The sequence below is a fragment of the Amycolatopsis sp. NPDC003861 genome (assembly GCF_053605405.1).
In genome coordinates this window covers 1-21,303 of record NZ_JBSGJD010000172.1, presented here as the reverse complement: position 1 = coordinate 21,303, position 21,303 = coordinate 1, and the positions used below count along the sequence as shown (strand labels likewise).

Here is a 21,303-nt window from a genome sequence, read left to right as displayed (position 1 = left end):
CCGAACGCCACATTGGGTGCGTCCAACGCAACCAACGCCACATTGGGGCGCTTGGGACGCGGTGCTCCAGCCGCACCGGACGTCGATGACTTGCGACGCGCGGGGCTAGCGGCGGACCAGCCAGCAGAGGCAAAAGGGGTGCCCGGCCGGGTCGGCGTACACCTGGAAGTCGTCGCCGGTCGTGTTGCCCGCCGCCGGCTTCAGCACCCTCGCGCCGAGGGCCATCACCTGCTCGTGGGCTTCGGCGAAGTCCTCGACCCACAGGTCGAGGTGGATCTGCTGCTTGACCGGGCCGTCGGGCCACTCCGGCGGCACGTGGTCCGGTGCGAGCTGCACGCCGATCCGCGGGGCGCCGTCCACCAGCACCATGTGCCAGTCGCCGTCGTCGTCGACCTCGCCGCCGAGGACGCCCGCCCAGAAGCGGCTCTCGGCCGCCAGGTCGGCCGCGTCGAACGTGACGACCTGGTGCATGATCCGCATCGCGGGACCTCTCAGCCGGACCAGAAACCCGTGATGAACCGCAGGTAGATCATCCCGCAGACCAGCGCGTTCGCGTAGAGCACGACGTGGACCGCGCCGCGCAGCCGCGGGCGGCGCTCGCCGAACAGCACCAGCGCCACGTACATCACCAGGCACGGCAGCAGGTACCGGTGCACCGACACCACGTTGTTGTTCATCGTCAGCATCACGATCGACGCGAACCCGAACAGCGCCAGCGGGATGCCCTTCGCGCGCAGCGCCACCAGGACGTACACCGAGGACGCGAACAGCAGCGCCAGACCGATCATCGGCAGCACGTGGCTCATCAGCGTCCACGCGTCCATCTTGGTGTCGCCGAGCAGCGCGTGGCCGGCGATCTTGGCTTCGCGCCAGATCGTCTCGAGGATGTTCGGGTTGAACTTGTGGTACGACCACTCCCGCACACCCTTGAGCGCGTTGAAGCTGCCGAAGAAGTCGCCGGTCTGGATCTTCATGGCGACCATCACGCCGGCCAGGCCGACGAACGCCAGCGGGAACCACAGCAGGTTCCACGACAGCAGGCCGCGCAGCTTCCAGTCCTTCGACCGCCAGAACTCCAGGAAGCACAGGCCGACGAACACCGCCGCCGTGATGCGGGAGGCCGTCAGCGGGATGAGCGTCAGGCCCATCCAGAGCCATTGGCGGCGTAGTGCGAACAGGTAGGCCCAGAAGCCCAGCGCGCAGAACACCGCCTCGCTGTAGAACGAGTGCAGGAAGAACGCGGCGGGCGCGGTGAGGAACGCCGCGACGACCAGCCACGGGGCCCGTTCGCCGTCGAAGAAGTGGCGGCCGATCTTGAGCAGCGCGACGGCGGCCAGCCAGGTGGCCACCAGATTGACCAGGAATCCGGCGGTGAGCAGGCCGATCGTGCCGAAGCTGACCGTCTGCACCAGCCAGACCAGCACCGGGAACACCGGGTAGAACGCCCGCGTCGGGGCGTAGCTGCCGGTGTAGGCGTGCATGGCGATCTCGCCGTAGTTGCCGGCGTCCCAGCGGTAGGTGTGCGCGAGCAGGCTCATCGTCGAGCCGATGCCGGTCTTCGGGATGCCCTCGTCGGTCGGGCTGGACGGCGCGAACAGGTACGCCAGCGCGATCAGCACCACGTTCCAGGCCAGCACCACGGCGAAGACGCGCGCGTAATCGCCGTTCAGCCAGGCCCAGCGGCTCACGCGGGCCGTCTCCGGGCGCTCCGGCTCGACCTGGTCGGTGACCCGGGACTCCACGGCCGTGCTAGTCATGCGTAACCTCCGCGACCGGCGCCCCGGCCGCGGGCGCGGGCCGGTGCCGGAAGACGACCTTGTGGTAGAGCACGTAGTTCCAGACCAGGCCGACCACGATCCCGGCGCCCTTCGGGATCAGCACGTTCACCCCGGGGAACGCGCTGGTGACCGCGAAGATGATGGCCGCCTGCACGACCCACAGGCCGAACGCGGTGACGCCGAAGAACAGCAGGGCCTGGCGCCGGACGTCGCCGTCCTTGGCGCGGAACGTGAAGTTCCGGTTGAGCGTGAAACTGAGCAGCATGCCTGTGGTCGTCGAGATGAAGTTGGCGACGAACAGCGGGACGCCCAGCGTCACCAGCAGCGCGTAGCCGAGGGCGTCGACGAGGGTGTTCGCCACGCCGACGATCCCGAAGCGCAGCTGGGTCGCCGAGATCAGCTTCACCGGGCGCCTCTTCCCGCGTCGGCGCCCTCCCGGGCCTCGGCCGGCACCGCCGGGCCCGTGCGCACCGACGCGACGCCGTAGAGCGGCCGGTTCTGCACCTGGGAGTACGTGCGGCCGATGTAGCTGCCGAGCACGCCGAGCATGATGATCTGGATCCCGCCGAGGAAGAACATCGCGATCCCGAGGAACGCCCAGCCGGGCACCGCGGTCTCCGGCGCGAACAGCTTGACGCCGCCGACGTAGAGGATCCCGACGAAGCTCAGGAACGAGATCAGGTAGCCCATGCGCGTGATCATCCGCAGCGGCGTCACCGAGAAGCCGAGGATGCCGTCGGCGGCGAAGCGCAGCATCTTGCGCAGCGGGTAGCCGGTGACGCCGGCGTGCCGCTTGTCGCGGTCGAACAGCACGGCCGTCTGCTTGAAGCCGATGTAGCTGACCAGCCCGCGCAGGAAGCGGTCGCGCTCGCGGTACTTGCGCAGCTCGTCGACGACCTTGCGGTCGATCAGCCGGAAGTCGCCGGTGTTCTTCGGGATGTCGACCGCGGCCATCTTCCGCAGGAACCAGTAGAACCCGCCGGCGGTGAGCTTCTTGAACGCCGAGTCCTGGCGTGAGCGGCGCTGCGCGTAGACGACGTCGAAGCCCTCTTCCCACTTCTCGATCAGCTCGAGCGCCACCCGCGGCGGGTCCTGCATGTCGCTGTCCATGATGACGACGGCGTCCGCGTCGACCAGGTCCAGCCCGGCGGTGACGGCCATCTGGTGGCCGAAGTTGCGGGACAGCTCGACGACCGTGACCCGCTCGTCGCGCGCGCTGAGCTCGGTGAGCTTGGCCAGCGAACCGTCCCGGCTGCCGTCGTCGACGTAGAGGAAGCTGAAGTCGTACTTGCCGGCGAGGGGGGCGGTCACCTCGTCCACCGTCCGGTGCAGCAGGTCGATGTTCTCTTCCTCGTTGTAGATCGGGAAGATGAACGCCACCCGGCGGGTGATCGGCTCTGTGGGCACTGCGGGGCTCCCCGGAGTTTCGGTGCGGAACGGTTCGGGCGGCGCCGTCGAGCAGGCGAATCCCCGACCCGGTGCCCTGCATCCTAGAAGATCGGGCCGATCTGCCCTCCGGGACCCGGTCGGGGCGCCCGCGGCCTCGGCGGGGGACAGGCCGGTGCTCGCGGCGGGCCGGCCGGCGCGGCGACCTGCCGCGGCGTCGGCGGGGTAGTTGTCGGCCCCGCCGCGGGGGTGCCTCGATACGCTGGACGGCGAAGGACCGGCGCGTGTCCTCACGGGGGAGTTCCGCCTGGTGTGCCAGGCTCGACGAGGTGAAGGACGACGAGTGAATCGGCAGCCGCTGCGCCTGGCCATCATCGAGGCCACCCGGATCCTCGAGCGCGCGGGCGTCGCCTCGCCGCGGTTCGACGCCGAGGTGATCGCCGCGCACGTGCTCGGGGTCGAACGCGGCCGGCTGCCGATGGTGCCGCTGGTCGACCCGCCGGTCATCGAGGCCATCGGCCAGCTCGTCCAGCAGCGCGCCAAGCGCATCCCGCTGCAGTACCTGACCGGCTGGGCCGCGCTCGGCGACATCACGGTCGCGGTCGGTGCGGGCGTGTTCGTCCCGCGGCCGGAGACCGAGCTGCTGCTCGAGTGGGGCGTCAAGTTCCTGCAGGGCCGGGAGTTCCCGGTGGTGGTCGACCTGTGCACGGGCTCGGGGGCGCTGGCGCTGGCGGTGGCCCACGCCCGCCCGGACGCGGTCGTCTACGCGGTGGACATCGACCCGCAGGCCCTGGCCTGGGCCCGCCACAACGCCGACGTCCACGCCGACGCGGGCAACACCCCGATCCGGCTGTACTCGGGCGACATCGGCGACCCGACGATGTTCGCCGAGCTCGACGGCCTGGTCGACCTGGTGCTCTGCAACCCGCCGTACGTCCCGGAGGGCACGCCGGTACCGCCCGAGGTCGCGGAGCACGACCCCCCGCGAGCGGTGTTCGCGGAGGAGAGCGGCCTGGCGGTGATCCGCCACGCGATCGCGGCCGGCGCCCGCCTCCTGCGCCCGGGAGGAGGCCTGGCGATCGAGCACGACGACACGCACGGCTCGGCGGTCCCGGCCCTGGTCCGAGCGCGCCGCGTCCTGACCGGCGTCGAGGACCACGCGGACCTGACCGGGCGAGCCCGGTTCGTTACCGCGCGCCGCCTGGGCTGAGCGGCTTCCTGGACCGGGCTGCCGAGCCGCAGGCTGTTGCGGCGGGTCATCGGCTTCATCGCCGACCGGCGATGGTTGCCGGCCTGCGCGACGAGGGTGCCCGGTAGAACATTGCCGAGCTGGTTCGATGGCCGAGCAAGCCGAAGCGGACTTGCGGCGGTCAGTTCCGGGAGCGCGGCTGGTCGACGGCGCCTTCGAGGCGGATCTCCGCGGTCGCCGCACCTCTTCGCGCCGCGCCTCCTGCGGGTCGCGGGGTAAGCGCGTGCTCACCAGCCCGGCCGCCGCGGGGGCGCCCCCCGTCTTCCACGCTACCGGCGGCCACCGACAGTTCCGGGCAGTCCGGAGGGCTGCGGACCGAGTTGTCCACAACCCCTCCGGACCGCTCGCTCAGAAGCCGAACGCCGTGCAGCTCGCCGTCGCGGTCTTCGACGGGTCGCTCACCGACGTGGCCGTCAGTTTCACCCTCGCCGCGAGGTCGCCGCCCTGGCCGCGCTTCGCGTACGCCGGGACCTTCACGTGCCCGCCGAACTTCGCCGTCGCCAGCTCGTTCGGGAGCCTGACCTGCCAGCCCTTCGCGTCCGTCGACACGCTCAGCCGGTACGTGTCGGTGTCGTACGGGGCCTTCGCGCCGCGCGCCGCGCCCGTGTTGAGCAGGCCGAAGTCGCACGTTGCCAAGCCGCCGCGGGCGATGGCCGGGAGGGCCGGGGTCAGGGCGGCTCCGCGGGCCTGGCTGCCCGAGCCGTCCAGCGACGCCACCGTCACCGTGTACGACAGGATCCCGCGGCGGTCGCGCGCCAGGTCCGTGATGAGGAACCGCAGGCGGTTGGCCTCGTCGGTGTACTCGTACGGGCTCGCCGCCTCGGTGCCCGCCTTGAACAGGGCGTCGTTGAGCTGGCGGTAGTCACCGATGGTGATCTTGACCGGCGTCCCGTCCGGCTTCGTGTAGTCGGTGATGCCGATGTCCTGCGGGTTAGCGTCGATCACCCAGTCGAACGGGGCGTTGTCCTTGTTCTTCGTCTTGGTGATCATGACGCCGGAGTCCGGCGCGAACGAGTCCGCGCCCATCCGGTCGACGACCTCGACCGTGTAGTTGTCGTAGCCGCCGCCGTCGCAGAACGGGTCCTTCGACCGGTCGCACTTCGGCGCCTTGTCACCGCCGGTGAGCTTGATGTTCAGGCCGGTGAACGCGCCGGGCTGCGCTTCGGTTTCGCGCGCGGTGAGCCGGGCCGAGACCGGGCCGGTCTTCGCGAGCTCGTCGCGGTCGAGCTGGAGCACGTCCGCCGGGTCGACGATGCCGAGCTTCAGCTTGTTGCGCAGCTGGTGCTGGGCGCCCATCGAGCTGCCCTGCGTCGCCGGGATCTGCCAGCGGGTGTGCGGGCCGCCGGGGCCGTTGAACGTGCCGCGCGACAGCATGTCCCACGGTCCGCTGTAGGAACGTGACGGCGGGGTCCCGAACGGGTTGTTGTAGTTGTCGCCGATGCCCAGGATGTGGCTGAACTCGTGGGCGTAGGTCGACTGGCCCGAGCTTTCGGCCTGCACCGAGCTGCCGTCCTGGGCGTTCGGCCAGATGCTGGCGGCCGACGCCCACGACGTCCACGGCACGTACCGGGTGGCCGCGTAGTTGGGCAGGTCGTGGTCGGGCGGGCCGAAGCTGTCGGGCACGTTCTCCTTGGTGCCGAACTTCATCTCGCCGAATTCCTGCCAGGTCGAGCTCTCGTCCTGGCCGGCGGAGAGGTAGAAGACGAAGTCGAACTGGTTCGCGGTGTCGCCGACGTCGGCGCGCCAGGCGTCCCCGGCGTCCTTGCGGATGTCGCGGGCGCAGTTCGCGCCGGGCGGGCACGCGCTCGGCTGGAACTCCATGCCGTACTCGTAGGACTTCCCGGGCATCCGGTACGGCCCGAACGCGGTCAGCTGCACGCCGAACCGGCCGCCGGAGTCCTCCATCCAGTATTCGTTGATCGTGTGGCCGTTGTTGAGGGCTTCGGGTTTGTTGAGGAAGTCCTGGTAGTACTGGGCGACCTTCGCCCGCGGGACGTTCGCGGCGGCGGGGCCGGGGTTGCCGAAGATCGTCGAGTTCGCCGGCTTCGTGACGACGAAGTCCTGGTCCGGGTAGTCGGCGAGGACGACGGCGCCCTTGAAGGTGCGCTGGGTGGGTTTCAGGGTGGGATCGGCCCAGTTCGTGCCGGGGACCTTGCGGTAGTCGGACCAGGTCATGTGGTCCTGGTTCTCCCACCGGGCGGCATCGATCGGGGCGGGCCAGCCACGGGTGAGCGGCTCGGCGGCGGCGGTCCCGGCACCGAGCCCGGAGAGGACGGCCACGGCGGCGAGCAGGGCGAGCGCTTTCGGGGTTCTGGGGCGCATGTGCGGCTCCTTCACTGGGAACCCACGGGGGTGGTGGTTCCCGAAGATCGACCGTATTGAGCCCCGGTGTCGCGGTTCTCCCTCGCGGCGAGGTCTACCCGCTTGCCCCACGACGAAAGTCTGGCCGGATTGTCAGGCCCGGCTGGGCGTCGCGAATGACTCAGGCTTGGCTCGGTGTCGCGAATGGCTCATTCGCGACCTTTCGGCGGGCCGGGCGTTGTGGACAACTCCGGTCAGGGATGCCGGGAGCGCCGGGAACTGTCGGTGCGGGCCGGTAGCGTGGAAAACGGGGGCGCCCCCGAGGCGGCCGGGTGCGCGAGCCCTGTGCCGGCGGCGAGGTCCGGTCGAGAGGACTTGCGCCGGCGGGCGAAGTTCGGTCGGGCGCCCGCCGCGGCCCGGGCCGCGATGCCGGCCGAGTCCAACGCCCCAATGCCCGCCAGGCCCGGGGCCGCAATGCACGCCGGACCCGGGGCGCGATGCCCGCCGGCCCAACGCCCCAATGCCGGCCAGGCCGCTGCCCACCCACCCGGTGTGACGCGGCGAACGTCCCCCGAAGACGCCGGACTACTCTTGGCCCCCATGAGCGTGGTCTACGACTGCAGCAAGCGGGAGACCCGGGCCGATGGGCTGGCCGCCGCCGCCGGGGCGGTGCGGTCCAGCCGGCTGGTCGTGCTGCCCACCGATACCGTCTACGGGATCGGGGCCGATGCCTTCGACGCCGGCGCCGTTCAAGCGCTTCTGCGGGCCAAGAACCGCGGGCCGGACATGCCCGTCGGGGTGCTCGTCGGCTCCTGGTCCACTGTGGACGGGCTGGTGCTCGGGGTGCCGCCGCAGGCGCGGGCGCTCATCGAAGCCTTCTGGCCCGGCGATCTCTCCATCGTGCTGCCGCACGCGCCGAGCCTGCAGTGGAACCTCGGCGATGCCCGCGGCACCGTCATGCTGCGGATGCCGCTGCACCCCGTGGCGCTCGAACTGCTGCGGGACGTCGGCCCGATGGCCGTCTCGAGCGCGAACGTCTCCGGGCGCCCCCCGGCCAGCACCGCGCAGGAGGCGCAGGAACAGCTCGGCGACTCGGTCGCGGTGTACCTCGACGGCGGCTCGAGCGGCGAGCCCGTCGCGTCGAGCATCGTGGACCTGACCGGCACCGAACCGGTCGTGCTGCGCGAGGGCTCGGTGAGCAAGGACGCCATCGCGGAGGTGCTCGGTGTGCCCGCGGAATCGTTGGCCTGAAGCCGGATCACGGCGGAAACCGCGACACGATAGCGTGTCGCGGGTGACCCCGACCCCGCGAGCGTGACGTCCCCGTGCCGCCCACATCCGGTCTCCTCCCCATCCGGGAATACCTCCTCGTCGCGCTGACCGCGACGGCCGTGACCTACCTGCTCACCGGCGTCGTGCGCCGGGTCGCGATCCGCGTCGGCGCGATCGCCAACCCGCGCGCCCGCGACGTGCACGTCGCCCCGATCCCGCGGATGGGCGGGGTCGGCATCTACCTCGGCGTCGCCGGCGCGATGGGCCTGGCCCACCAGCTGCCCGCGCTGTCGCACGGCTTCGACGCCTCCTTCGACTCGGTCGGCGTGCTGCTCGCCGCCGGCGTGATCTCGCTGATCGGCGCGCTCGACGACCGGTTCGAACTGGACGCCTGGACGAAGCTGGCCGGCCAGGTCATGTGCGCCGGCATCCTGGTCATCTTCGGCGTGCAGTGGGTGTCGTTCTGGGTGCCGTGGGGCGGCACCGGCGGCTCGTTCGGCTCGGTGCTGGTGCTCGACAAGAACCAGGGCGCGCTGCTCACCGTCGTGATGGTCGTCGTCATGGTCAACGCGATGAACTTCGTCGACGGCCTCGACGGGCTGGCCGGCGGCCTCGGCTTCATCGCCGCCGCCGCCACCTGCGCCTTCTCGCTCGGCCTGCTCGACAGCTCCGGCGGTGACGTCGGCACCTACCCGCCCGCGCTGATCGCCGCCACCCTCGCCGGCGCCTGTCTGGGCTTCCTGCCGTACAACTTCCAGCCGGCCAAGATATTCATGGGCGACTCCGGCTCGATGATGATCGGCCTGATGCTCGCCGGCGCGACCACGTCGGCGTCCGGGCGCGTGCCGTACCCGCAGTTCAGCGGCAAGGACGCGATCGCGCTGCTCTCGCCGCTCGTGGTCGTGGCGGCGGTGCTGTTCGTGCCGATGCTCGACCTGATCATGGCGGTCGTCCGGCGCACCCGCCGCGGCGAAAGCCCGTTCGCCGCCGACAAGATGCACCTGCACCACCGCCTGCTGGAGATCGGCCACTCCCAGCGGCGCGCGGTCCTGCTCATCTACTTGTGGGCCGGGATCCTCGCCTTCGGCGCGGTGTCGGTGACGCTGTTCGACGACGCCGCGGCGCTGTGGATCATCGGGATCGGGCTGGTCTTCGCGGTGGTCGTCTCGATCGTCCCGCGGCTGCGCTCGCGCAACCAGCCGGGCACCTGACCGGCCGGGGTCTCTACACTCGGGTGGTAACCGAGCAGGGAGCCAGGTGTGAGCGAAGCCGAAACGCACGAGCAGGAGAACCCGCACGCCAAGGTGGTGCTGCAGGCGGCCCGCGCGATGACGAAGGCCTCGCTGCTGGTGACGCCGCCCGCGGTGCTGGTGTGCATCGCGTTGCTCAGCATCCTCAACGGCCTGCCCGGCTTCCTGGGCTCGCTCGTCGGCGGGGTGCTCGCGATGCTGGCCTCGCTGTCCACGCTGGGCATGATGAAGTTCAGCGCGGGCCAGGACCCGATGTTCGTCATGGTCATCGCGCTCGGCGGGTACGTCGTGAAGGTCGTCCTGCTCTTCGGGGCGCTGACGCTGCTGAAGGGCGTCACCGCGCTGCACCCGATGTCGCTCGGCATCACGATGATCGTGGCCATCATGCTCGCCGCCGCGGCCGAGTTCGCCGCCTTCCGCAAGACCAAGATCCCGACGATCATCCCGTCCTGACCGGTTCGGGCTCGTCACTCTTCGTGCACCCGTCTGCGGCCGCTTGAGTGTGACCGGGACCACGAAAGTGCGCTTCCGTGCGCTGCTGCGGACCGTGACCGGGACCCCTCGCCTGCGACGTTCCGGACCCGGTCCCGCCGCGCACCGGACCTGGGTCCCGGGACGACCCGGGACCTAAGTCCTGGGCTGATCGGTTGGTTAGGAGTACGCCTGTCCGGCACGGATTGACCTGCTGGTATGGTCCGCGTCAAGGGTGGCGGCCTCGACCGCGCACTCCCTCAGACGAACCGCGATCAGCAGTGTGGCGACCGTGTAGTTCCGCCGTCCGGCCGCTGGTCCGAAGTAGACCGCAGGGCAGTGTTCACGCGAGACAACCCCGTGTGCAGAACGTGAAGCCGTGTTCATCGCACAGTGGGGCAGCCGCCTCCGACGTCCCGATACGTATCGGGTACGTTAAGTCCAGATCGTGACGATTCCCCCGGCGGAGTGAACGCCGGCCGGGAGAACCGGAAGGAGCCCAGTGGGCGCGCTGGTATTGGCCGAGGGTGCGACGTTCGCGCCGCCCGGCGCCGAAAGCTTCGAGTTGCCGGCGCTGTTCGGCAACGTCACCAAGCCGATGCTGCTCGTCGTGCTTTCGGTTGTCATCATCGCGACGTACTTCCTGCTGGCGACCCGCAAGCTGCAGGTCGTGCCGGGCAAGGGGCAGTTCGTCGCGGAGTCGATCTACGACTTCAGCCGCAACAACATCGCGCGCGAGCAGATCGGTTCGAAGGATTTCAAGCCGTTCGTGCCGCTTGTTTTCGCACTGTTCACCTTCGTTTTGGTGAACAACCTCTACGGGATCATCCCGCTTCTGCAGTTCCCGACCATGGCGCGGTTCGGCTTCCCGGTCGCCCTGTCGGTCCTCGTCGTCTACCCGGTGTACCACTTCGTCGGGTTCAAGCGGCACGGTTTCAAGGGGTACTTCAAGAAGGAACTCGCGCCGCCGGGCGTGCCGGGACCGGTGCTGCCGCTGTTCGCGCTGATCGAGTTCGCGGAGAAGTTCTTCCTCAACCCGCTCACGCTCGCCATCCGTGTTTTCGCCGCCATGTTCGCGGGTCACCTGATCCTGGCGGTGTTCACCCTGGGCGGCACCTTCCTGCTGACCGAGACCTCGGGCTGGGCGCTGAAGCCGGTTTCCCTGGTGGCGTGGATCTTCGCCATCGGGATGACGTTCCTCGAGGCCTTCATCCAGGTGCTGCAGGCCTACATCTTCGCCCTGCTGTCGGCCGGGTACATCGGCGCCGCGCTGGCGTCGGAGCACTGAGAACACAAGCCCCCGATCCACGCGAGCGCGTGGACCGAAGTGAAGGGAAATGCACGTGAGCAACATCGTTCTGGCCCAGGCCGCGGAAGCCGCCGCCAACATCAACCCCGGCCTCGCCGCGATCGGCTACGGCCTGGGCGCGATCGGCCCGGGCATCGGTGTGGGTCTGATCTTCGCCGCCGTCATCAACGGCACCGCCCGCCAGCCGGAGGCGCAGGGCAAGCTGCAGGGCATCGGCTTCTCGACCTTCGTTCTGACCGAGGTGCTCGCCCTGATCGGCATCGTCATCTACTTCATCGCCTCCGCAGGCTGAGTCACGCTCATCTCGCTTAAGGAGACGCCGTGCTGAACAGTGCCTTGGTCCTCGCCGCAGAGGGCGAAACGCACAACCCGATCGTTCCGGACATCTCGGAGCTGATCCTCGGCATCGTCGCCTTCCTGATCCTGCTGTTCATCCTCAAGAAGTACGTCGTCCCTCGCTTCGAGGCCGCGTACGAAGAGCGTGCGCAGAAGATCGAGGGAGGCATCGAGAAGGCCGAGCGGGCCCAGGCCGAGGCCGAAGAGGCGCTGGCCAAGTACAAGGCCCAGCTGCAGGAGGCCCGCACCGAGGCCGCGAAGATCCGCGACGACGCCCGGCTCGAAGCCGAGCAGATCAAGGCGGAGCTGCGGGCCGAGGCGGAGGCCGAGTCCCAGCGCATCGTCGCCCAGGGCCAGGCCCAGCTGCAGGCCCAGAAGGCGCAGATCATCGCGGAGCTGCGGGCCGACATGGGCCGCAACGCCGTCGAGCTGGCCAGCCGGATCGTCGGCGAGTCGCTCGAGGACGAGGCGCGCCGCCGCGGCACCGTCGACCGGTTCCTGGCGGAGCTGGAGACCGCCGGTGCCTCCAACGGAGCGGGGAAGTAACCAGAAATGACGCTGCATGCTGCGAGCCGTGAAGCGCTCGGCCTCGCCGAGGAACGCCTCGGCGAGGTTCTGGCCGACGCGGGAGCCGACGCGGCCACGGTCGGCGACGAGCTGCTCTCGGTCGTCGACCTGCTGGACCGGGAAATCGGCCTGCGCCGCGCGGTGAGCGACGCTTCCGCGACGGCGGAGTCGCGCACCGGGCTGGTGCGCCGGCTGTTCGACGGCAAGCTGTCCGAACCGGCCCTGAAGGTGCTCGACACCGTGGCGGGCAGCCGCTGGTCCAGCCCCCGCGAGCTGACCGACGGCCTCGAGTCGCTCGGTCGCTCGGCCCTGCTCACCGCGGCGGAGAAGACCGGGAACGTCGACACCGTCGAATCCCAGCTCTTCCAGGTCTCGCGGGTCGTGGCCAACCACCCCGAGCTCGAGAAGGCGCTGTCGGACCTGACCGGTTCCGCCGACGCGAAGCGCACCCTGGTGCGCGGGCTGTTCGCCGACAAGGTGGACGTGGTCACCGAGACCCTCGTCGAGCAGGTCGTGCGCCGGGCCAAGGGCCGCGGCGTCGGCATCGGGCTCGACAAGCTGGTGAAGCTGGCCGCGGAGCGGCGCGAGCGCTCGGTGGCCTACGTGACCAGCGCGAACGCCCTGTCGGACGAGCAGACCGCCCAGCTGGGCGCGAAGCTCGACGCCCTCTACGGGCGGCCGATCGCGCTGCACGTCGAGATCGACCCCCGGCTCGGCGGCGGCCTCGTCGTCCGCGTCGGCGACGAGGTCATCGACGGGAGTGCGGCGGGGCAGCTCGCGGCGTTGCGCAGGCGGCTGGCCCGGGCATAGCCCCAGGTCACACAAGACTTTGCATACTGGCAAGAACGAAGCGAGAGCGGGAAAGACATGGCCGAGCTGACGATCTCCTCGGATGAGATCCGTAGCGCGATCGAGAACTACGTCTCGAGTTACGCCCCGGACGTGAGCCGGGAAGAAGTTGGCACCGTGGTGGACGCCGGTGACGGCATCGCCCACGTCGAGGGTCTGCCCTCGGCCATGGCCAACGAGCTGCTCGAGTTCCCCGGCGGCGTCCTGGGCGTCGCCCTGAACCTGGACGCGCGCTCCATCGGTGCCGCGATCCTCGGTGACTTCGAAAGCATCGAAGAGGGCCAGCAGGTCAAGCGCACCGGCCAGGTCCTGTCGGTGCCGGTCGGCGACGGCTACCTCGGCCGCGTCGTCAACCCGCTGGGCCAGGCGATCGACGGCCTCGGCGACATCGAGACCACCGACCGCCGCGCCCTGGAGCTGAAGGCCGCCTCGGTGGTCGAGCGCCAGCCGGTGTCGGAGCCGCTGCAGACCGGTATCACCGCCATCGACGCGATGACGCCGATCGGCCGCGGCCAGCGCCAGCTGATCATCGGTGACCGCAAGACGGGCAAGACCGCCGTCGCCGTGGACACGATCATCAACCAGAAGGCCAACTGGGAGACCGGCGACCCGCAGAAGCAGGTCCGCTGCATCTACGTCGCGGTCGGCCAGAAGGGCTCCACGATCGCCGCCGTGAAGAAGTCCCTCGAGGACGCCGGCGCGCTGGAGTACACCACCATCGTCGCGGCCCCCGCGTCCGACTCGGCCGGCTTCAAGTGGATCGCGCCGTACACCGGCTCGGCCATCGGCCAGCACTGGATGTACGAGGGCAAGCACGTCCTGATCGTGTTCGACGACCTGACCAAGCAGGCCGACGCCTACCGCGCGATCTCGCTGCTGCTGCGCCGCCCGCCGGGCCGCGAGGCGTTCCCCGGCGACGTCTTCTACTTGCACTCCCGCCTGCTGGAGCGCTGCGCGAAGCTGTCGGACGAGCTGGGCGCCGGCTCGCTGACCGGTCTCCCGATCATCGAGACCAAGGCGAACGACGTGTCGGCCTACATCCCGACCAACGTCATCTCGATCACCGACGGCCAGTGCTTCTTCCAGTCGGACCTGTTCAACGCCGGCCAGCGCCCGGCCATCGACGTGGGTATCTCGGTGTCCCGCGTGGGTGGTGCCGCGCAGGTCAAGGCGATGAAGGACGTCGCGGGCTCGCTCCGGATCGACCTGTCGCAGTACCGCGAGCTGGAGGCCTTCGCGGCCTTCGCCTCCGACCTCGACGACGCGTCGAAGGCGCAGCTCGAGCGTGGTGCCCGGCTGTACGAGGTGCTCAAGCAGCCGCAGTACTCGCCGATCCCGGTCGAGGAGCAGGTCCTCACGGTGTACCTGGGCACGAACGGCCACTACGACTCGGTCCCGACCGAGGACGTCCGCCGCTTCAACCACGAGTTCATCGACTCGGCCCGCCGCAAGCACGCCGACCTGATCAAGGGCATCCGCGAGTCGGGCAAGTTCCCGCAGGAGACCCGCGAGGCCGTCGTCGAAGCGGTGAACGAGTTCAAGAAGGAGTTCACCACCTCCGAGGGCAAGCCGCTCGAGGAGAACGCGGACGCCATGGAAGCCGACAAGGTCGGGCAGGAGACCGTCAAGGTCAACAAGCCCGCCCCGAAGAAGTGAGCTGGTAGCTCATGGCCGCACAACTCCGGGAACTCCGGTCGCGCATCAAGGCGACCAAGTCGATCGGCAAGATCACCAAGGCGATGGAGCTCATCGCCACCGCGCGCATCACCAAGGCGCGGGCTCGGGTCGCCGCTTCCCGGCCGTACGCGGACGAGATCACCAAGGTGCTCTCGGCGCTGGCCGGCGCGGCCACCACGCTCGACCACCCCATGCTGGTCGAGCGCCCGAACCCGAAGCGGGCCGCCGTCCTGGTCGTGACCAGTGACAAGGGCCAGTGCGGTGGGTACAACTCCAACGTGCTGCGCGCGACCGAAGAGCTGCTCGCCCTCCTCCGCGAGGAGGGCAAGGAGCCGCAGGTCTACGTCACCGGCAACAAGGGGCTGAACTACTACCGGTTCCGGGGCCGCGAGGTCGTGGACGGCTGGACGGGCTTCTCCGACCAGCCGGGCTACGCGAACGCGGTCGCGGCCGGCGACGCCCTGGTCGAGTCGTTCATGCGGGGCGTCGACGACGAGCACGGCAACGCCGACGGCATCACGGGTGTCGACGAGATCCACATCGTCTACACCGAGTTCGTGTCGATGCTGACCCAGCGGCCGACCGCCAAGCGCGTCGCGCCGCTCGAGGTCGAGTACTCCGAGGGAGAAGAGGAGAAGCCCGCCGGGCTGCTCCCCAGCTACGAGTTCGAGCCGAGCGCCGACAAGCTGCTGGACGCCCTCCTGCCGAAGTACATCAACACGCGGCTCTACGCGGCCCTCCTCGAGTCCGCGGCGTCCGAGCTGGCCGCCCGCCGGACGGCGATGAAGGCCGCGTCGGACAACGCGAACGAGCTGGTCGGCAACCTGACGCGGGAGATGAACCAGGCCCGCCAGGCGCAGATCACCCAGGAGATCTCCGAAATCGTCGGTGGCGCGAACGCGCTCACCGCAGCAGGAAGTGATGATTGATGACCAGTACTGAAGCCCCGCGCGCCAAGGGGCGCATCGTGTCGGTGACCGGTCCGGTCGTCGACGTCGAGTTCCCGCGCGGTTCCGTGCCCGACCAGTTCAACGCGCTCAAGGTCGAGATCGAGTTCGAGCAGCTGCGCAAGACGGTGACCCTCGAGGTCGCCAGCCACCTGGGTGACAACCTCGTCCGCACCATCTCCCTGCAGCCGCAGGACGGCCTGGTGCGCGGCGCCGAGGTCACCGACACCGGCGGCCCGATCACGGTCCCGGTCGGCGACAAGGTCAAGGGCCACGTCTACAACGCCCTCGGCGAGTGCCTCGACGAGCCCGGCTACGGCGAGGACCTCGAGCGCTGGGGCATCCACCGCAGCGCCCCGTCCTTCGACCAGCTCGAGGGCAAGACCGAGATGCTGGAGACCGGCCTCAAGGTCGTCGACCTGCTCACCCCGTACGTCCAGGGTGGCAAGATCGGCCTGTTCGGCGGGGCCGGCGTGGGCAAGACGGTGCTCATCAAGGAGATGATCACCCGCGTCGCCCGGAACTTCGGTGGCACCTCGGTGTTCGCCGGCGTCGGCGAGCGCACCCGTGAGGGCAACGACCTCTTCCTGGAGATGTCCGAGGACGGCGTCATCAACGACACCGCCCTCATCTTCGGCCAGATGGACGAGCCGCCGGGCACCCGCATGCGGGTCGCGCTGTCCGCGCTGACCATGGCGGAGTACTTCCGCGACGTCCAGAACCAGGACGTGCTGCTGTTCATCGACAACATCTTCCGGTTCACCCAGGCCGGCTCGGAGGTGTCGACCCTGCTGGGCCGCATGCCGTCCGCCGTGGGTTACCAGCCGACGCTGGCCGACGAGATGGGGCAGCTGCAGGAGCGGATCACCTCGACCCGTGGTCGTTCGATCACCTCGATGCAGGCGATCTACGTCCCCGCGGACGACTACACCGACCCGGCCCCGGCCGCGACGTTCGCCCACCTGGACGCCACCACCGAGCTTTCCCGGTCGGTGTTCCAGAAGGGCATCTTCCCGGCGGTGGACCCGCTGGCGTCGACGTCGACGATCCTCGACCCGGCCATCGTCGGTGAGGACCACTACCGCGTCGCCTCCGAGGTCATCCGGATCCTGCAGAAGTACAAGGAGCTGCAGGACATCATCGCGATCCTCGGTATGGACGAGCTCTCGGAAGAGGACAAGCTGACCGTTCAGCGCGCGCGCCGCATCGAGCGGTTCCTGTCGCAGAACATGCTGGTCGCCGAGGCGTTCACGCAGATCCCGGGCTCGACGGTGCCGCTGTCGGAGACCATCGAGTCGTTCGACCGCATCACCAAGGGTGACTTCGACCACTACCCGGAGCAGGCGTTCCTGGGTATCGGTGGCCTCGAGGACCTCGAGAAGAAGTACAAGGAAATCACCAAGAAGTGAGCTCGTGAGCTCGGCGGGGGCTGTGTCCATTGTGGACTCGGGCCCCCGCCGTTCTCGTAACGGGAGACAGACCTATTACACTCGGTGGCAACACCCCGAGTTAAGGAGTGCACGTGGCTGAGATGTCCGTGGAGCTGGTGGCCGTCGAGCGCCGTCTCTGGTCGGGTACTGCCACTTTCGTGGTGGCCCAGACCACCGAGGGTGAGATCGGCATCATGGCCGGTCACGAACCCGTGCTCGGGCAGCTGGTCGAGGGTGGCGTGGTCAAGGTGACGACCACCGACGGTGAGACGGTCTGCGCGGCCGTGCACGGTGGCTTCCTCTCCGTGACCGGCACCGGGGTGAGCATCCTCGCCGAGAGCGCCGAGCTCTCCGACGAGATCGACGTCGAGGCGGCCAAGGCGGCCCTGACCGGGGACGACGAGACCGAGCGGGCGAGGGCTTCGGCCCAGCTCCGCGCAGCGGGTCAGTCGGCCTGAGCGCGAGACGGGCAGGAGCCGGGCCGTGAAGATCACCGTGGTCGTAGTCGGGCTCCTGATCGTGCTCGCGGTGCTGGCCGCCTGGTACGGCCAGCGGTGGATCCGGATGCGCCGCGGCGGTGGCGTGAGCGTCGCGCTGCGGTGGCGTCCGGACAACCCGCGGTCCAGCTGGCACCTGGGGCTGGGCCGCTACGAGGGCGACGAGTTCGTCTGGTACCGGGTGTGGAGCCTGCGCACCGGCGCGGACCGCGTCTTCCAGCGCGAAAGCATGCAGATCGCCGACCGCCGCGACCCGTCCGGCACCGAGGCCTATGCCGTGCCCGAGGGCTCGACGGTGCTGCGCTGCGAGTCGGAAACCCAGGAAGCGATCGAGATCGCGATGGGGCCGGGCGCGCTGACGGGTTTCCTCTCCTGGCTCGAGTCCGCCCCGCCCGGACGACGTCTCCCGCGCGCCTCCTGAGGCTGTCTCATTCCGAGACAGCCGCGGCCGCTGCTTTCGCCTACGGTTGAGCGCATGATTCTCATCGTGGTCAAGTTCCCGGTCAAAGCGGAGCACGCGGAAAACTGGCCGGAGATCGTCGCGGACTACACCGCGAACACCCGCGCGGAGGCCGGCAACCGGTTCTTCGAATGGTCCCGCAGCCTCGAGGACAAGAACACGTACGTGCTGGTCGAGGGCTTCGACGGCCAGGATGCGGCCGTCGCGCACGTCGGCTCCGACCACTTCAAGTGGGCGGTCGAGAACCTGGGTGCGTACCTCAGCGACAACCCGCAGATCATCAACGTCCAGGACGCCTCCGACTGGGGCCCGATGGCCGAAATCTCACCGCACTAAACTCGGGGTGTGACCCTCGTCGAGATCCCCGGCTCCAAGTCCGTCACCGCCCGTGGCCTGTTCCTGGCCGCGGCCGCGCACGGCACCACGACGCTCGGCCGTCCGCTGCACTCGGACGACACCGAGGGCTTCGCCGAGGGCCTGGCGAAGCTCGGCTACCGCGTCGACCGGCAGGCGGACGCGTGGACCATCGAGGGCCGGCCGTCGGGTCCGGGGGTCACCGAAGCCGACGTCTTCTGCCGGGACGGCGCCACGACGGCCCGGTTCCTGCCCGCGCTGGCCGCGGCCGGCACCGGGACGTTCCGCTTCGACGCGTCCGACCAGATGCGCCGCCGCCCGCTCGGGCCGCTGACCGACGCCCTGCAGGAGCTGGGTGTCGACCTCGAATTCCGCGGCGAGCCGGGCCACCACCCGCTGACGGTCCGCGCGAACGGCATCAAGGGCGGGGAGCTGACCCTCGACGCGGGCCTGTCGTCGCAGTTCCTGACGGCGTTGCTGCTGGTCGGGCCGCTGACCGCGGAGGGACTGCGGATCACGGTGACCGACCTCGTGTCGGTGCCGTACGTCGAGATCACGCTGGAGATGATGCGCCGCTTCGGCGTCGACGTCCGCCGTGAGGGCCGGACGTTCGTGGTGCCGGCGCAGCCGTACCGCGCGTGCGAGTACCCGGTGGAGCCGGACGCGTCGACGGCCAGCTACTTCCTCGCCGCGGCGGCGGTCACCGGCCGCACGGTGACCATCCCGGGCCTCGGCTCGGACGCCCTCCAGGGCGACGTGAAGTTCGCCGACGTGTTGCGGGAGATGGGGGCCCACGTCGACCTGGCGCCGGACTCGGTGACGGTCGCGGGCCCGTCGGACGGCCTGCGCGGCATCACGGTGAACATGCGTGACATCTCGGACACCGTCCCGACCCTGGCGGCGATCGCCCCGTTCGCGTCCGGCCCGGTGCGCATCGAGGACGTCTACAACACGCGCATCAAGGAGTGCGACCGCCTCGACGCGTGCGAGGAGAACCTGCGCGCTCTCGGGATCCAGGTCGAGACGGGCCGCGACTGGATCGAGATCCAGCCGGGACAGCCGACGGGCACGCTGGTGGCGTGCCGTCGCGACCACCGCATCGCGATGGCGTTCAGCATCACGGGCTTGCTGACCGACGGCATCACCCTGGATGATCCGGACTGCGTGAAGAAGACGTTCCCCGGCTTCCACCAGGCGCTGGGCACCCTGCGCGAGAGCTGGGGGATCTAGGGCTGCCCGCCCGGCTGCCACAGCACGTCACCCTCGGGGTTGGCCAGCCGGGCCAGGATGAACAGCAGGTCCGACAGCCGGTTCAGGTACTTCACCGCGATCGGGTTGGTGGCCTCGGGCTCCGCCTCGTGCAGGGCCCAGGCCGACCGCTCCGCCCGGCGGGCCACCGTGCGCGCCTGGTGCAGGAACGCGGCCCCCGGCGTGCCGCCCGGCAGGATGAACGACGTCAGCTTCGGCAGGCGCTCGTTGAACTCGTCGCACCAGCCTTCGAGCCGCTCGACGTACTTCTCGGTGATCCGCAGCGGCGGGTACGGCGGGTCGTCCGAGATCGGCAGGCAGAGGTCCGCGCCGACGTCGAACAGATCGTTCTGGACCGCACGCAGCACGTCCGTCACTTCGGCGGGCAGCGCGCCGACCGCGATCGCCAGGCCCAGCACCGAGTTCGTCTCGTCGGTGTCCGCGTACGCGCCCAGCCGCGGTGACGTCTTCGGCACGCGGGAGCCGTCGCCGAGCGCGGTCGTGCCGTTGTCGCCGACCTTGGTGTACACGCGGTTGATGCGAACGACCATGAACCCACCATAGCGGCCCCCGCCCGGGCCGAATCCGGGCGAGAGGGCATGATTGGCGGCCATGAGCGAGCACTTCGACGTGCATGGCGGAGCCCGGCTGGTCGGCGAGGTCGACGTGGTCGGCGCCAAGAACAGCGTGCTGAAGCTGATGGCCGCCGCCCTCCTCGCGGAGGGGACCACGACCATCACGAACTGCCCGCAGATCCTCGACGTCCCGCTGATGGGCGACGTGCTGCGGAGCGTCGGCTGCGAGGTCGTCATCGAGGGCGACACGGCCACCATCACGACGCCGGCCGAGCTGTCGCACCGCGCCGACTCGGCGGCGATGGGCAAGCTGCGTGCGTCCGTCTGCGTGCTGGGGCCGCTGGTCGGCCGGCTGAAGCAGGCCGTCGTGGCGCTGCCGGGTGGGGACGCGATCGGTTCGCGGCCGCTGGACATGCACCAGAACGGCCTGCGCAAGCTGGGCGCGACGAGCACGATCGAGCACGGCTGCGTCGTCGCGAAGGCCGAGACGCTGGTCGGCGCGCAGATCTGGCTGGACTTCCCGAGCGTCGGCGCGACCGAGAACATCCTGATGGCGGCCGTGCTGGCCGAGGGCACCACGGTCATCGACAACTGCGCGCGCGAGCCGGAGATCGTCGACATCTGCACGATGCTGACCGAGATGGGCGCGAAGATCGAAGGCGCCGGGACGTCGACGCTGACCGTGCACGGCGTGGAGCAGCTGCACCCGACGACGCACAGCGTGATCGGCGACCGGATCGTGGGCGCGACCTGGGCGTTCGCCGCCTCGATGACCCGCGGCGACATCACCGTCCGCGGGGTCAACCCGCACCACCTCGACCTGGTGCTGAACAAGCTGCAGCTGGCCGGCGCGGACGTCGAGACGTTCGGCGACAAGGGTTTCCGCGTGGTCCAGCCGGAGCGCCCGAAGGCGGTCGACTGGGTGACGCTGCCGTACCCCGGCTTCGCGACCGACCTGCAGCCGTTCGCGGTGGCGCTGTCGGCGGTGTCGGAAGGCACGTCGATGATCACGGAGAACGTCTACGAAGCGCGCTTCCGGTTCATCGAGGAGATGGTGCGGCTGTCCGGCGACGCCCGCACGGACGGCCACCACGCGGTGGTCCGCGGCGTCGAGAAGCTCTCGAGCGCGCCGGTCTGGGCGTCCGACATCCGCGCGGGCGCCGGGCTGGTGCTGGCGGGCCTGTGCGCGGACGGCGTCACCGAGGTCTGGGACGTCTTCCACATCGACCGCGGCTACCCGCACTTCGTCGAGAACCTGAACCGCCTGGGCGCGAACATCAAGCGCGTCGCGGGCGAGCCGGACCGGAGCTGAATCAACCGCCCTGCGCGCCCAGTGCGCGCAGGGCG

22 protein-coding genes are annotated in these 21,303 nt (G+C 69.8%); 16 read left to right on the top strand and 6 right to left on the bottom strand.

Translation table 11 applies throughout. The features are described from left to right. Window positions 1-105: 105 nt before the first annotated feature. The 4 genes from ACWEVN_RS32905 to ACWEVN_RS32890 are packed head-to-tail and all read right to left on the bottom strand — an operon-like array spanning window position 106 to window position 3,185. Window positions 106-480, bottom strand: a complete 375-nt coding sequence (locus tag ACWEVN_RS32905; RefSeq protein WP_452053865.1) for a VOC family protein — start codon at window positions 478-480, stop codon at window positions 106-108. Window positions 481-491: 11 nt separating this feature from the next. Next, window positions 492-1,757 carry a mannosyltransferase family protein gene (locus ACWEVN_RS32900; protein WP_452053864.1) on the bottom strand — a complete coding sequence of 422 codons (1,266 nt, stop codon included), beginning with the start codon at window positions 1,755-1,757 and terminating at the stop codon, window positions 492-494. Beyond that, window positions 1,750-2,184: a GtrA family protein gene (locus tag ACWEVN_RS32895; protein ID WP_310967032.1), complete on the bottom strand. Its 435-nt coding sequence runs from the start codon at window positions 2,182-2,184 to the stop codon at window positions 1,750-1,752. The genes ACWEVN_RS32900 and ACWEVN_RS32895 overlap by 8 nt, the downstream gene beginning before the upstream one ends. Then, on the bottom strand, window positions 2,181-3,185 hold the full coding sequence (locus ACWEVN_RS32890; protein ID WP_310967033.1) for a glycosyltransferase family 2 protein: 1,005 nt from the start codon (window positions 3,183-3,185) through the stop codon (window positions 2,181-2,183). Before ACWEVN_RS32890 ends, ACWEVN_RS32895 begins: the two co-directional genes overlap by 4 nt. Window positions 3,186-3,507: 322 nt before the next feature. Here ACWEVN_RS32890 and prmC point away from each other — a divergent pair, with 322 nt between their 5' ends. Continuing rightward, on the top strand, window positions 3,508-4,374 hold the full coding sequence (gene prmC, locus ACWEVN_RS32885) for a peptide chain release factor N(5)-glutamine methyltransferase (RefSeq protein ID WP_191316922.1): 867 nt from the start codon (window positions 3,508-3,510) through the stop codon (window positions 4,372-4,374). 387 nt (window positions 4,375-4,761) lie between these two features. On the opposite strand, the gene ACWEVN_RS32880 is transcribed toward prmC, so the two are convergent. Further along, complete coding sequence (locus tag ACWEVN_RS32880; RefSeq protein WP_452053863.1) at window positions 4,762-6,735, bottom strand: M6 family metalloprotease domain-containing protein; 1,974 nt, start codon at window positions 6,733-6,735, stop codon at window positions 4,762-4,764. 579 nt (window positions 6,736-7,314) lie between these two features. Between ACWEVN_RS32880 and ACWEVN_RS32875 the strand changes: the two genes are divergently transcribed. The 14 genes from ACWEVN_RS32875 to aroA all read left to right on the top strand — a co-directional run bounded on the left by ACWEVN_RS32875 (window position 7,315) and on the right by aroA (window position 19,363). Further along, window positions 7,315-7,965, top strand: a complete 651-nt coding sequence (locus ACWEVN_RS32875; protein WP_310967035.1) for an L-threonylcarbamoyladenylate synthase — start codon at window positions 7,315-7,317, stop codon at window positions 7,963-7,965. Between the two features lie 74 nt (window positions 7,966-8,039). Then, window positions 8,040-9,197 (top strand): glycosyltransferase family 4 protein, encoded by a 1,158-nt coding sequence (locus ACWEVN_RS32870; protein ID WP_310967036.1) that lies wholly within the window; start codon window positions 8,040-8,042, stop codon window positions 9,195-9,197. Between the two features lie 48 nt (window positions 9,198-9,245). Next, the gene (locus tag ACWEVN_RS32865) at window positions 9,246-9,689 is read left to right on the top strand and encodes a hypothetical protein (protein WP_452053862.1); all 444 of its coding nucleotides are present in this window, start codon (window positions 9,246-9,248) and stop codon (window positions 9,687-9,689) included. 520 nt (window positions 9,690-10,209) lie between these two features. After that, a complete protein-coding gene (atpB, locus tag ACWEVN_RS32860; RefSeq protein WP_452053861.1) occupies window positions 10,210-10,995 on the top strand; it encodes a F0F1 ATP synthase subunit A in 786 nt (261 codons plus the stop codon). 55 nt (window positions 10,996-11,050) lie between these two features. Beyond that, window positions 11,051-11,308, top strand: coding sequence for an ATP F0F1 synthase subunit C (locus tag ACWEVN_RS32855; RefSeq protein ID WP_310968453.1), 258 nt, complete (start codon window positions 11,051-11,053; stop codon window positions 11,306-11,308). 29 nt (window positions 11,309-11,337) lie between these two features. Continuing rightward, window positions 11,338-11,898: a F0F1 ATP synthase subunit B gene (locus ACWEVN_RS32850; protein WP_449684429.1), complete on the top strand. Its 561-nt coding sequence runs from the start codon at window positions 11,338-11,340 to the stop codon at window positions 11,896-11,898. A 6-nt stretch (window positions 11,899-11,904) separates the two neighbouring features. Then, entirely contained in the window at window positions 11,905-12,729 is an 825-nt protein-coding gene (locus tag ACWEVN_RS32845) for a F0F1 ATP synthase subunit delta (protein ID WP_310967039.1), read from the top strand. Window positions 12,730-12,786: 57 nt separating this feature from the next. Next, the gene (atpA, locus tag ACWEVN_RS32840; RefSeq protein ID WP_449684430.1) at window positions 12,787-14,424 is read left to right on the top strand and encodes a F0F1 ATP synthase subunit alpha; all 1,638 of its coding nucleotides are present in this window, start codon (window positions 12,787-12,789) and stop codon (window positions 14,422-14,424) included. 11 nt (window positions 14,425-14,435) lie between these two features. After that, window positions 14,436-15,374, top strand: coding sequence for a F0F1 ATP synthase subunit gamma (locus ACWEVN_RS32835; protein ID WP_310967041.1), 939 nt, complete (start codon window positions 14,436-14,438; stop codon window positions 15,372-15,374). Then, window positions 15,374-16,801 carry a F0F1 ATP synthase subunit beta gene (atpD, locus tag ACWEVN_RS32830; protein WP_086840690.1) on the top strand — a complete coding sequence of 476 codons (1,428 nt, stop codon included), beginning with the start codon at window positions 15,374-15,376 and terminating at the stop codon, window positions 16,799-16,801. Before ACWEVN_RS32835 ends, atpD begins: the two co-directional genes overlap by 1 nt. 113 nt (window positions 16,802-16,914) lie before the next feature. After that, a complete protein-coding gene (locus ACWEVN_RS32825; protein ID WP_003102658.1) occupies window positions 16,915-17,280 on the top strand; it encodes a F0F1 ATP synthase subunit epsilon in 366 nt (121 codons plus the stop codon). Between the two features lie 25 nt (window positions 17,281-17,305). After that, window positions 17,306-17,740 carry a DUF2550 domain-containing protein gene (locus ACWEVN_RS32820; protein ID WP_003102655.1) on the top strand — a complete coding sequence of 145 codons (435 nt, stop codon included), beginning with the start codon at window positions 17,306-17,308 and terminating at the stop codon, window positions 17,738-17,740. Between the two features lie 54 nt (window positions 17,741-17,794). Then, window positions 17,795-18,115, top strand: coding sequence for a putative quinol monooxygenase (locus ACWEVN_RS32815; protein WP_449684432.1), 321 nt, complete (start codon window positions 17,795-17,797; stop codon window positions 18,113-18,115). A 9-nt stretch (window positions 18,116-18,124) separates the two neighbouring features. Beyond that, window positions 18,125-19,363 (top strand): 3-phosphoshikimate 1-carboxyvinyltransferase, encoded by a 1,239-nt coding sequence (gene aroA, locus ACWEVN_RS32810; protein WP_452053860.1) that lies wholly within the window; start codon window positions 18,125-18,127, stop codon window positions 19,361-19,363. On the opposite strand, the gene ACWEVN_RS32805 is transcribed toward aroA, so the two are convergent. Continuing rightward, entirely contained in the window at window positions 19,360-19,932 is a 573-nt protein-coding gene (locus tag ACWEVN_RS32805; protein WP_310967045.1) for a cob(I)yrinic acid a,c-diamide adenosyltransferase, read from the bottom strand. The genes aroA and ACWEVN_RS32805 overlap by 4 nt on opposite strands. A gap of 61 nt (window positions 19,933-19,993) precedes the next feature. On the opposite strand from ACWEVN_RS32805, the gene murA reads away from it, so the two are divergent. Then, complete coding sequence (gene murA, locus ACWEVN_RS32800; RefSeq protein WP_310967046.1) at window positions 19,994-21,268, top strand: UDP-N-acetylglucosamine 1-carboxyvinyltransferase; 1,275 nt, start codon at window positions 19,994-19,996, stop codon at window positions 21,266-21,268. Window positions 21,269-21,303 lie beyond the last annotated feature (35 nt).